This window comes from Actinacidiphila guanduensis, assembly GCF_900103985.1.
GTDB lineage: Bacteria > Actinomycetota > Actinomycetes > Streptomycetales > Streptomycetaceae > Actinacidiphila > Actinacidiphila guanduensis.
Window position 1 is genome coordinate 89,105 of sequence record NZ_FNIE01000015.1, and the last position, 12,685, is coordinate 101,789.

The 12,685-nt window shown below is 69.8% G+C and carries 7 protein-coding genes; all 7 read left to right on the forward strand.

Annotated elements, in window-relative coordinates; translation table 11 throughout:
• The first annotated feature begins 1 nt into the window (after window position 1).
• A complete protein-coding gene (locus tag BLR33_RS36430) occupies window positions 2–3,781 on the forward strand; it encodes a hypothetical protein (protein ID WP_093787446.1) in 3,780 nt (1,259 codons plus the stop codon).
• Window positions 3,782–4,162: 381 nt separating this feature from the next.
• Entirely contained in the window at window positions 4,163–6,130 is a 1,968-nt protein-coding gene (locus BLR33_RS28140; RefSeq protein ID WP_093787447.1) for a hypothetical protein, read from the forward strand.
• Between the two features lie 141 nt (window positions 6,131–6,271).
• Window positions 6,272–6,541 carry a type II toxin-antitoxin system Phd/YefM family antitoxin gene (locus BLR33_RS28145; protein ID WP_093787448.1) on the forward strand — a complete coding sequence of 90 codons (270 nt, stop codon included), beginning with the start codon at window positions 6,272–6,274 and terminating at the stop codon, window positions 6,539–6,541.
• Window positions 6,531–6,989, forward strand: coding sequence for a type II toxin-antitoxin system VapC family toxin (locus BLR33_RS28150; protein ID WP_093787449.1), 459 nt, complete (start codon window positions 6,531–6,533; stop codon window positions 6,987–6,989). Before BLR33_RS28145 ends, BLR33_RS28150 begins: the two co-directional genes overlap by 11 nt.
• A 135-nt stretch (window positions 6,990–7,124) precedes the next feature.
• Window positions 7,125–8,306, forward strand: coding sequence for an exonuclease domain-containing protein (locus BLR33_RS28155; protein WP_143031774.1), 1,182 nt, complete (start codon window positions 7,125–7,127; stop codon window positions 8,304–8,306).
• A gap of 259 nt (window positions 8,307–8,565) precedes the next feature.
• The gene (locus BLR33_RS28160) at window positions 8,566–11,520 is read left to right on the forward strand and encodes a hypothetical protein (RefSeq protein WP_143031775.1); all 2,955 of its coding nucleotides are present in this window, start codon (window positions 8,566–8,568) and stop codon (window positions 11,518–11,520) included.
• A gap of 71 nt (window positions 11,521–11,591) precedes the next feature.
• A complete protein-coding gene (locus BLR33_RS28165; RefSeq protein WP_143031776.1) occupies window positions 11,592–12,677 on the forward strand; it encodes an NHL repeat-containing protein in 1,086 nt (361 codons plus the stop codon).
• Window positions 12,678–12,685: the final 8 nt, after the last annotated feature.

Sequence of the window (12,685 nt, forward strand, 5' to 3'; positions counted from 1 at the left end):
CATGCAAGCGGTGCACCAGACCGTCGTCTCCGACCTGCCCGACTCCTGTTCCGGCGCCCTGACGCCGCACACGGTCTACTCCTGCGCGGATCCGCAGGACGGAGGCGCCGCCTACACGCTCGACCTGCCGCAGCAGGACGACCTGCTCTTCGTCCAGGTGATCTCCCAGGACGCGTTCGAACCGTCCCCCGTGGTCACCGCGCCCGACGGCAGCACGCTCACCTGCGACCGTCCCGACGACCCCCAGCAGCACGCCTACGGCACCCTGCGCTGCCCGACCACGCAGGCCGGCACGTACACACTGACCGTTCCCGGTGCCGGCTTCACCGTGGCCTGGAACGCCCTGCTGTCGGACGCCTCCTGCACCGCGGTGTCCGCACAGGACACCGCGCTGGGCGCGCCCGCCTCCCTCACCGGCTCGCTGGCCGCCGGCTCCGCCGGGGACTGCTACAGCCTGCCGCTGGTGGCCGGGGACGTCCTGCGCTCACGGGTCTCGGACTGGACCGACAACGCGTGGGTCTACGACGCGGACGGCACGCTGGTGTGCGCAAAGAACGAGGGCGCCTTCGAGATGGAGTGCCCCCTCACCGGCCCCGCGCCCTACCGGGTCCAACTCGACCAGCGGTTCGGCGAGCAGAGCGACTACACCGTCGGCTACGCACGCCTGTCCACCCCGGCGGGCTGTCCGGCCCTGCAACCGCAGGCGTACGGCACCGTCCCGGACGCGTCGTCCACCTCACGCTGCCGCATCCTGCACGTAACGGCTGCCGGCTCCTGGGTCTTCGGCACCGCAGCCGCCGACCGCGGAGTCACCGGCGCCCTGTACCGGGCCGACGGCACCGAGGTCTGCACCAAGGACCAGGAAGCGGCCTGCTCCCTGACCGCGGGGGACTACACCTGGGCCCGCGACTTCCAGGACGACGGACCCGATGCCTACGGCGTGTGGTTCCGCGCTGCGGCGAGCACCGACGGCTGCGTCGCCGGCCGCGACGACGGCTTCGCCTCCGGCGCCCTGACCGGGTCCTTCGCCGGTCCCGGTGAGCAACTGTGCTGGACGCTGCCGACGGCGACCGGCCAGGGCCTCTACCTCCTCGACCAGCAGGAGGGCCGCGGCGCGCAGTTGGCGGAGACGGTCTTCGACGCCACGGGCGCCCGGCAGTGCGACGACGACACCGTCGTTCTCGTCTGCAAGCTCAACGGCACCGCGCCCTTCCACCTCGCGCTGCTGAACACCGCCACCGGCACGGACTCCGGTGCAGGTACGGGCAGTTACGTCTACACCGTCCAGCGGACCGGCTCCACGAGCGGTTGCACCAGCTGGCCGGAGTCGGACTTCGGCGGCTCCTGGGGCGCGGAGGTCTCCCTGAGCGCCGCCGACCACCAGATGCAGTGCCTGGCGCTCCCGGCGGACTCGCACTCCCCGGCGGAGATGTTCGACTACACCAACACCAGCGGCCGGCTGAACGCCTCCTACCAGGTCTACGACCAAGCAGGCGACAAGGTCTGTGCCAGTGCGGGCAGTTCCCTGACCACCTGCCGCTTCGCCGCCGGCACCGCCTACCAGGTGCTGCTGGTCGGCACCGGCTACGACGACACGTACGACCTGGTCCGGCGGGACATCTCCGCCACCGCGTCCTGCGCGGCGCCCGCCTCCCTCGCCATCGGCGGCGCCACCACCGCTTACGCGTTCGGCTCAGCCCTGGACAGCGGCTGCCTGCGGGTGTCCGCCGCCAGCGGCGACAAGCTGTGGTTGTCGGTCCGCACCCCGCACCCGGAGTACGAGACAGGCGCCGACCTCTTCGTCGCGGACGACACCGGGAAGGTCGTCTGCTGGCAGCAGGGCACCGCGTGCCGCGTCACCGGCTCGACGTCCTACGTCGTCGGTGTCGTCGCCGCCGGTTACAACGGCGATCCCATCCAGGCGCGGGTGGACACCTGGAAGGTCGGCACGGCCGCGGGCTGGGCGCCGCAGTGCACCGCCAACTCGCTGTCGGCAGACGGCTTCCCCGTCCTCAGCGGCACTTTCACCGACTCCGCGTCCGGCTACTGCGGGGTGATGGACCTCAAGCCCTCGCAGCGCTTCGACATCTACGGCACCGACAGTGACGCCGGATACGAGCCGTCGCTGACCCTGCTCGGCACCACGGGTTTCGCGGGCACCTCCCCCAACTCCGCCTACCAGTGCGTGATGTCCGATCCGGGCTTCAGGGCCTTCTGCCAGATCTCGTCGTCCGCGACGGCCGGCCAGTACCTGCTGGTGGTTTCGGCCGACGACACCACCAGCCCGGTCGAGTACTCCATCCAAGGCGTGTGCACGCAGGGCTGCTCCGCCCTGCCCGCCCCTGCGGACGTCACATCGCTGAGTCCGGCCACCGGACCGGCCGGCACGGCCACCCAGGTCGTCGTGCACGGCTCACACCTGACCCTGGGAACACAGGTGGGTCTGGTGAGGAACGCCAGCCCGGCGTCGTACGACACGATGAGCACCCCGGTGTCGGTCAGCGCCGACGGCACGGCGCTGACGGTACTGCTCTCCCCCGGGTCGGCCGATCCGGGCTCGTACGACGTCGTCGTCGGCCAACCCGGATACACCACCGGCACGAAGTCGCCCGGCTATCTTCCTGACGGCTTCACCGTCACCGCTGCCTCCGCGACGACGCACAGCCGACTCGTGCCGATCACACCGACGCGATTCCTGGACACCCGCAACGGAACCGGGGCCCCGAAGGCCCGGATCGCCGCCGGGGGCACCGTACGACTCACAGTCGCCGGCGCCCACGGCGTCCCCGCCTCAGGCGTCACAGCCGTCACCATGAACGTCACCGCCGTGCAACCGACCGCGAACGGCCACATCATCGTCTACCCCGACGGCCAGCCCCAGCCGTCCGTCTCCAACCTCAACTACCGGACGGGCGACACCATCGCCAACCTGGTGACCGTCCCCGTACACAACGGCATCGCCGACCTCTACAACAGCGGCGGAACGATCGACCTCGTCGCCGACGTCACGGGCTACTACACCGCCAACGGCGCAGGGTCGGCCCTGAAGACGATCACACCCACCCGATTCCTGGACACCCGCAACGGAACCGGGGCCCCGAAGGCCCGAGTCGCCGGCGGCGGCACCGTACGACTCACAGTCGCCGGCGCCCACGGCGTCCCCGCCTCAGGCGTCACAGCCGTCACCATGAACGTCACCGCCGTGCAACCGACCGCAAGCGGCCACATCATCGTCTACCCCGACGGCCAGGCCCGGCCGTCCGTCTCCAACCTCAACTACCAAGCGGGCCAGACCATTGCCAACCTGGTGACCGTCCCCGTACACAACGGCATCGCCGACCTCTACAACAGCGGCGGAACGATCGACCTCGTCGCCGACGTCACGGGCTACTTCTCCACCGCGGGGTCCACGTTCACGCCGGTCGACCCGGTACGCCTGCTCGACACCCGCAGCGGACTCGGTGCGCGCACCGGCCAGGTGGGTCCCGGCGCGACGGTGAGTTTCCGGGTCGGAGGGGTCAGTGGTGTCCCGATCGCCGATCTGACCGCGGTCACCCTCAATGTCACGGTCACCGCCCCCACCGCCGGCAGCCACCTCACCGTCTACCCGCACGGCACGCCGCTGCCCAGCGTGTCGAACCTCAACTACCCGGCGGGTACGACCATCGCCAACCAGGTGGTGGTGCCCGTGGTCGACGGCAGGGTCTCCTTGACGAACTACACGGGTGACGTCCAGACCATCGCGGACCTCGACGGCTATTACAGCGCCGAGTCGGCATAGCCAGGCGCCGGTTACGGCGCGGACCACGCCGGTTGCCCGGGCCCCACGTGGGGTCCGGGCAACCGGCCTCCGTGGGGACCGGGTACCAAACATCGATCCAGCGGCGGCGGGTGACGTCCCGGCACCGATCGCATCGGGTCGACGTACGTACGGTCACCCATCGCCCCGCCGCCGGCGAGCAGAAGGTCCGTGACGTCGGTGTCGGTGTCGGTTGGGGTCTCGATCATGACCGCCTGGCCCGCGCAGCCGTTGTCACAGCCGTGCCATAGGCTTCCCATCGGTCGCGCACCACGCCGGGCTCCGGCGAAATGGGGGGCGCGCGGCCGCATTTCACGTACCCGGCCGCGGCCGGGCTTCTTCGTCCAGGGGGCGGACATCATCGTGCGTCAGCGCACTCTTTCCACCGCGACCGCGCTCGCGGTCCTCTTCGGCTCGGCCGCGCTCGCGGCCGGTACGGCCGGAACGGCGGCGGCCGACTCCGCCAAGCTCCTGCCGGCCACCTCGGTGGGCGGCATGGTGGTCGACGGCAGCCACCAGCGGGTCTACCTCTCCGACCCGGCCGACGGCAAGCTCCTCGTCACCGACTACAGCGGCACCGTCCAGGCGAGCCTGCCGGGCCTGCCCGGCGTGACCGGCCTCGCGCTGTCCGCCGACTCCGCGACCCTCTACGCGGCCGTCAAGGGCGCCCACGAGATCGTCGCCGTGGACACCTCGACGTACCGGTCCACCGCGTCCTACCCGGTGGACGGCGCCGACCCGACCGCGCTCGAACGCCTCGGCGACCGGCTGTGGTTCGGCTACGCCGGCGGCCTCGGCTCCCTCGACCTGTCCGGCGACCAGCCGGTGGTGGCCCTCGACGTGGACGGCGGCGCCCTGGGCGAGCACCCGCTGCTCGCCGCCGACCCGGCCGCGCCGAACGTGCTCGCGGCCGAGAGCGACTCCGCGCTCACCGTGTTCGACGTGACGGCCGACGGGGTGACGGTACGGGCGCGCGCGAACGTCGCGTCCAACGTCAAGCAGATCGACCTGACGCCGGACGGCCAGGAGGTCCTGACCTCCTGGGACGACGGCGCCTCGTACGGCTACGCCATCGGCGCGTTCTCCACCGCCGACCTGTCCCGCGCCGGCGACTACCCGACCGCCGCCTACCCGAACGCCGTGACGGTCGCGCCGGACGGCGAGGTCGCGGCCGGCTCCTTCTCCTGGTACGACCCGGACGTCCACGTCTTCGCGCCGGGCGCCGCGTCGCCGACCCGCGAGTACGACTTCCCCAACACCGGCTCCTCCTCGGGCGCCGACACGCTGGTGGACGGCGCGCTGGCCTGGGCGCCGGACCACAGCCGGCTGTTCGCGGTCTCCGAGAACGACGCGGGCGTCCTCACGCTGCGCACGCTGGGCGATCCGGAGAAGGAGGTGCCGGCCCTCAAGGTGTCCGCGCCCGCCACGGCCACCCGTGCCAAGAAGCTGACCGTCCAGGGCACGCTGACCTCGAAGACGGCGGTGCCCGCCGGCACCGTCCTCACGGTCACCCGCACCGACCTGTCGTCGCCCAAAGGCAAGGCGCTCGCCTCGGTCAGGACCGGTGCCGGCGGCGCCTTCACCTTCGCCGACACCCCGCCGGCCGGCGGCAAGGTGACGTACAAGGTGGCCTACGCGGGCGACGCCACCCATGTCGCCGCCTCGGCTTCGGCCTCGGTGCAGGTCTCCCGCAGCGCGGTGGCGCTCTCGCTCAACCACAACAAGGGCGTCTACGGCTACGGCACGCACCTCACCTTCACCGCGCACCTCGGCACCACTTACACCAACCGCACGGTGGAGCTGTGGGCCGACCCGGCGGGCTCCGACAAGCCGAACAAGCTGCTGAAGAAGGGGACGGTCAGCAAGAGCGGCAATCTCAGCGTCGCCCTCACCCTGACCCGCAACACCACCGTCAGCGCCGTCTTCGCAGGTGACGCCCACTCCGCCCCGAAGACCGTGAAGTCCACGGCATACGCCCGGGTGAAGGTGTCGCTGGCGGTCTCCAAGCAGTACCGGAAGGCGAAGATCGGTTCCACTACGTACTACTGGTTCCACAAGAAGACCGACCCGGTCCTCACTACCACGATGACCTACGCCAAGGGCCGCGAGGAGCAGCTGGCGCTCCAGGTCTACTACGACGGCAAGTGGTACGACTCGGACGCCGAGTACTTCAAGCTCGGCACCAGCGGCAAGGTCGCCGTCCGCCTCGGCGCCCCCGGCGTCTCAGGCATCCGCGCCCGCGTCCGTGCCTCCTACGTCAAGGGGACGTCCGGCGACTCCTTGAACACGACGACCCACGGCTCGTGGGTGTACCTCTACTTCACCAAGTAGGGGGCGTCCTTCACGGACGTACGAGCGGCACGGCAAGCGCGCCCGGGGATGGGAATCCTCCGGGCGCGCCGACGCTTGCGGGGCCCAGCTCCGGCCGGATACCTCGTGGCACCCGGTGCTACCACGCGCTACGCTGGAGCCATGTCAGCACAGCCGGAGATCACTCAGCGCGATCTGCGCAACCGGTCCAAAGAGATCATGGACGCTGTCCAGAGCGGCCAGTCCTTCACGGTCACGCGCGACGGGCACCAGATCGGGGAGCTGATCCCGCTGCGGCGCAGACGGCGGTTCGTCCCGCGCGCGGAGTTCGCCGCCATGTCCCGGACAGCGTCGGACGTCTCACTGGACGCCTTCCGGGCCGACCAGGACGCCACCGCCGAGCAGGAGCCGGACGACCCCTATGCCCGCTGAGTACACCCAGGGCCTGCTCGACACCAACGTCGTCATCCTGCGCAAGTGGATCGACCCAGCGGAACTCCCCGCCGAAGTGGCGATCACCGCCATCACCCTGGCCGAGCTCTCCGCAGGACCCCACGAGGTGCGCAGGAACGAGGAGCAGAGCGACTACGACGAGCACGCGGAGCGGGGCCGGCGCCTCGACATCCTCCAACGCGCGGAGAACGAGTTCGACCCCATCCCCTTCGACACCGAAGCCGCCCGCATCTACGGCCGCGTCTGCGCCGCCGTGATCGGCGCCGGCCGCAAACCCCGCCGCCGGGTCGCCGACCTCATGATCGCCGCCATCGCCGTAGCCGAAGAGCTCCCTCTCTTCACGACCAACCCCGACGACTACAAAGGACTCGACGGCCTCCTCACCGTCGTCCCGATCACCCGACCGACCGTCCTCCACGATCGATAACGCAGGCTCGTCGGGCTGCTCCACTGGATACCTCGCGTACGGCTCGCCCTCCTCACGAGTTCGCCGCACTGTGGGCAGTTCACTGGCAAGTCCTTGTGCCGATCCGTTGAAGTCACGACCTCGCAGAACCGGACCGTGCCAGGATCAGACCGAGGACAACAGGGGGCTGATGACGGTGGATTGGGTCACGATCGACTTCGAGACTGCCAACTACTCGCGGAGCAGTATCTGCTCCGTCGGAATGACAGCTGTCGAGAACAACAAATCACCGATCGCTTCACCACTCTCATCCGTCCCCCGGACAAAGGCGGGGTCGCCGCGTTCAACATGAAGCTCCACGGCATCACTCCCGATGCGGTCGTGGACGCTCCAACGTGGCCCGAGGCCCTGGCCCGTATCCTCACCTTCACCGAAGGCCGTTCCCTGGTTGCGCACAACGCCGCCTTCGACTTCGGCGCGCTGCGCGACGCGTGCAGCATCACCTCAGTGACGCGACCGGACCTCCGTTACGCCTGTTCCCTGGTCATCGCCCGCCAGACCTGGAGACTGCTCTCCTACCGCCTTCCGTTCGTCGCAGAAGCCGCCGGCGTGCCGATGCGCGGCCCACACCACGACGCGCAGGAGGACGCAGACACCACCGCACGAGTGGTCATTGCGGCCATGAGCAAGCATCGTGTCGACAACCTCGACGACCTGCTGAGAACGCTTCAGATCCAGTACGGCAGGCAGTACTCCACGTCGGACTCCTGGAACAACTGCCGCCACCGTACGTACGAACCGCGGACGCCGATCCCCCGGGCGAACCCGAATGCCGATCCCGAAGGCGCCCTCTATGGTCGAACCGTCTGTCTCACCGGCACCTTGAGTACGATAACCAGAGCCGAGGCTCAGAAGAGGCTTGCTGATGTCGGAGCGCAGGCGACAGCGTCGGTCGGGCTCAAAACAGATCTCCTCGTTCTCGGAACCGCCGATCCCTCGCGCTTCGCGCCGGGGATGACGCTCAGCAGCAAGCACCGCAGAGCACAGGAACTCCTGGACGGCGGACACACCATTGAGGTCATCTCGGAGGCAGAGTTCCTGGAGATGCTCTCCCTCTCCGGCCCGGCCGTCCGGGAAACGCAAGCCCCTCCTGCTGATCGCGGGGAGATCCCGGAGGCTACGCGTGACCGGTATGTTCAGCTGTCCTCCGCCATAGCCGGGCACCGCTTCAGCTACTACGTCAACGATCTTCCGCAGATCACTGATGCGCAGTTCGACGAACTGGTCACGGAGCTTGCAGCTCTGGAGACCGAATACCCGGACCTCCGTTCGTCCTGAGTTTCGACTCCCGCGGCACGGGCGACTGCTCCAAGGCACGGGGCCCCGGGCGGGCTCCTCGGGATGGGCCGCCGGCCCGACGCGCAAGCTCGCGGCGCGCTCCCGTCGTGACCCGTTCGTGACCCCGTCGTCACGGGGGGCGGAAAAAGTACAGGAGCCGTCAAGGTTCACCCCCATGCGGGCGATTCGGCGGGGCCGGTGGGAGTATGGGCGCGCGGCGCCAAGGTGGGCGCCCGGGAGTGTCCAACGGGGGGACGCCATGGGAGAGTTCTCGGGTATAGACCCGACCGCGCTGAAACAGATGATCACGTCGTTCGACGGGGACCGCCGGCAGTTGCGGGACTTCGCCTCGCGGTACAAGGGGCAGTTCGCGTCGCAGGGGCTCGACACCACCGACCTGAGCAGCCTCCTCGACATCTGCGGCTGGCTGGACGACGAGTCGCCCAAGCTCAAGCGGCGCGAGAACCTCGCCGCCGTCATGGACGCCGGTGCCGGCCCGGGCACCCACATGGTGCAGATCCCCGAGCCCGTCACCCAGACCTCCGCGCAGGCGCAGGCGGACGGCAAGAAGCTGGCCCAGCAGTTCAACGCCAACAACGGCGGCGACAGCAAGGCCGGCGACCAATACCACGCCATGGCACAGGAGTTGCTCGCCCACGAGAACGACCCGGACTTCTGCTCGGCGTTCTACGCCAACCTCACACCGGCCGCGGCCACCTTGATGCCCACCCTTCTGGCCTCCACCGGCAGCAGCACCGCGGGCACCGACCTCATGGTCTACAGCCACGCGCTCGCCACCGCGACCGACGCCGGCTACCCGGCCCCGGGTTTCGACAAGGTCGTCGCCAGCTACACCTCGCCCCTGCCCAAGGGCGACAACGCCGCCGCCTGGAACCGCGCCGCGATGCTCCAGTACGGCACCTTCCCCACGGACTTCCTCACCAAGACCGTCCGCGCCTCCGGGCTGGACCAGTTCGGCAAAGACCCGAACCAGGACTTCCGCGGCAACTCCTTCTACGCCCAGGCGCTCGGCCTGCCGCAGAACACCATCACCCTCGACCTGCAGGCCCTCGCGCCCAACGAGGCCGCCACCCAGCAGGTCCTGGCCGGCATGGGCCAGGACCCCGGCAAGACGAACTTGGCCGGCAACCTCAAGTCCCTCACGGGGTACGCCGCTTCGCAGCACGACCCGCAGCTGACCGCCGCCTTCCAGGCCGCCCTCATGTCGGGTTCCGGCGACCGCGCCACACAGGGCCCCTACGGCTCGTACTACGCGCCCCTCGTGCACACCGGCGCCGAGTCCACCTTCGCCACTGCCGCGATGAGCGCGCTCAGCAGCAGCCACGCGCAGCAGAGCGACTACCAGGACTTCATCACCACTACCTTCACCACCTTCGGCCAACCCGCCGACGCCACCCCCCAGCAGGCCGGCACCCAGGCCGCCACACTGCTCCGGCTGGCCGAGAACGCCGACCCGAAGTGGCCCGCAACGCGCCCCGCGATCAAGTCCGTTGCCGACCAGGCCGAGGCGGGCAAGAACGACGACGGCTTCATGAAGGGCTACTACGGCAACGGCGGCGGCGACCTCGAGTCGAACCTGGCGCTCGAACTGCACGCCATGGACGGCACCCAGGGCGGCACCGTCCTCAGCGCGGACTCCACGAAGATCCTCGGCGAGTTCGGCGACAACCTGGCTGCCGCGACGAACCTGAGCGCGGCCGGCAAGCTGCCGGAGTTCAACGCCCGTACGTTCACCGCGCCGAAGGACATGTGGGCGGCGAGCATGCTCGTCAAGTACGGTCCTTCCGGCGACAAGTGGGACCACACGTTCCTCACGGACATGGGCGACGCCGCCCTGCACTGGCGCGCCGACCAGAAGGACAACCTGCGCCCGAGCTACACGCCGGGCGACATGAGCATCGGCACGGTCGACAGCTGGATCGACCCGAGCAACGACCCCTGGTACAAGGAACTCGGCCTGCACGAGGACAACTTCACCAAGAACATCCCCGACCAGCAGGCCATAGCCCGCGGCGTGGCCGCCAACGACCCCAGCCTCGCGGTGCTCTCCAAACTCGGCGAGAACCCCCAGGCGTCCCGCGACCTCCTCGCGGGCAAGGACGGCAGGTTCGCCGCCGACCAACTCGTCAACAACAACTGGCAGACGCCCGGCATCAGCGACGATTCCAAGTTCCCCGCCCAGGTGCTGCTCGCTGCGACCAGCCCCAACGGCCTGAAGGGAGCGGAGCTGGCGAAGGCCTCGACAGCGGCGGCCAACGTATTCCAGGGCGCCCTGGACAACGCCAACGCAGCGAAGAACCAGCCCGCGAACATCAAGGAGCAGTACCCGCAGCTGCCGAGCCAACTCGCCGAGGGGCTGGCCCAGGTGGCGGCGATCTATGTTCCCGACCTGGCCCAGAGCATGGACAACAACGGCCCGGTGAAGCCGGATCCGAACCAGGTGCGGTTCTCGTCGTCGATCGACTCGAAGACCGGGAGGCCGTTCGTCAGCGGTGACGAGGACGCCATCGAGGCGCTGATGCAGCAGTTCATGACCGATCCCAAGGCGGCGGGCCTGTTCTCCGGAAGCATGGACGGCTACATCGCCACCACGTCGAAGAACGCCGGCGCGGACCCCAAGGCCGCGCACGACCTGATGCGTCAGCTCGCCATGCTCGACGGGGATGTGCAGACGGTCAAGGAAGGCATGAAGTACACCCCCGCAGCGGCGCAGGATGCAAAAGACACGCAATCGGCGATGTACACGTGGATCGTCGGCGGCGTCCTCGGTACGGTCGTTCCGGGTGCCGAGGAGGGGGAAGTGGGCGCCCAGCTCCTCCTGGGCGGTCTGTCGGCGGGCATCGCCGGGGGGACGGCCTGGGGCTCGTACCAGTTCCCGGGTGGTCACGCCGCGGCCGTGACGGACGACGCCCAGTCGGAACAGGACTTCGAGATGCGCGAGTTGAAGATCCCCATCGCTCAGGGCCTCATCAACTCCGGTGCGGTGACCCCGCCGAAGGATGCCCACTGGTTCCACGACGGCAAACTGGACCAGGCAGCGATCAACGGGCAGTACTCCGGAGCCTTCAACCAGTGGTGGCACGACAACGCCCCTGACGGCAGTCTCCCGTTGGATCTCTTCAACGCCGGCAAGGACGGGTACAACGACTCCACCTCGATGCGCCGCGCCCACGGGCAGAAGGACGGGCAATAGGCGTGACGAGTGATGTTCAGGGCCGGGCCGGGCGGCGGTTCGGGGACGACCGATCGTTGAGGAGAGTGCGGATGACGCTGGGTTCACGGCACCGGGCAAGGAGCGCCGTCGCGGCTGTCGCGGGGTTGCTGGCCCTGGCCGCGTGCGGCGGGCACTCCGGGCCGCCGGGCCCGCCGAAGGCCGGGCAGGCCCGGGTGATCGGGGAGGCGAGCGGCGACGGCGGCATCGGCTCGGAGGTGGCGGGCGACACGCGGGGCGTGGCCGCGGGCCCGGGCGGCACGGTGTACGTGAACACCGACGAGTACCTGGTGCGGCTCGGCGCGGACGGGAAGTTCACGGATGTCTCCGGACGGCAGGCCGGTCGGCCCGCGCCCGAGGACCGCGGCCTGAGCGGGCTCGTCGTCCGCGGCGACGGGACCCTGCTCACGGGTGAGGACGGCCAGGTGGTGTCGATCGCCCCCGACGGCACGATCACCGAACTCGCCGGCACCGCGGGCGCGTTCCGGTCCCTGACCGCCGCGGTGCCCACGTCCGCCGCCGCGGCCGGCTTCCACTTCGCCCGTGGAGTCACGCCCTTGGGCGTGGAGAAGGACGGCACGGTCCTCATCGAGGACAGCAACGTCGTGTGGTCGCTCAGCAACGGACGGCTGACGCAGCGCTACCGGCAGGCCGCCGCGAAAAGCCCGACCGGCGCCGTCAGCCCCTTCCTGGGCGAGGAATCGACGGCCGATCCGGACGGCACCGTCTTCCTGGCCCCCCGCGGCGACTCCGCGTCCCTGGCCGACGTGGTCGTCGTCCCCGGCGACGGACAGGCGGCCCACAAGCTCGCCGTCCCCTCGCAGTTGACGGGTGCGGACGTGCCGACAGCGCAGTTGCAGCCGACATTCCTCACCGGGGACGGCACAGGCGGCATCTACCTCAACGCCATCCCGGCGAAGGCACCGGGCTCCTACGTCCTCCACATCCACGACGGCCGCGCCGACATCGTCGCATCGAGCACCGCCTCGGCCGCATCCGGCACCTGCAAGGCCCACAAACCCGTAGCGGCCCGCGACTTCCCCTGCACTCTGCCCCAAGCCCTCGCCTACCGCGCCGGCCACCTCTACCTCGCGGGCAACCGCCCCTACATCCTGGACATCGGCGTCCCGACCAGCTGAACGCGCGC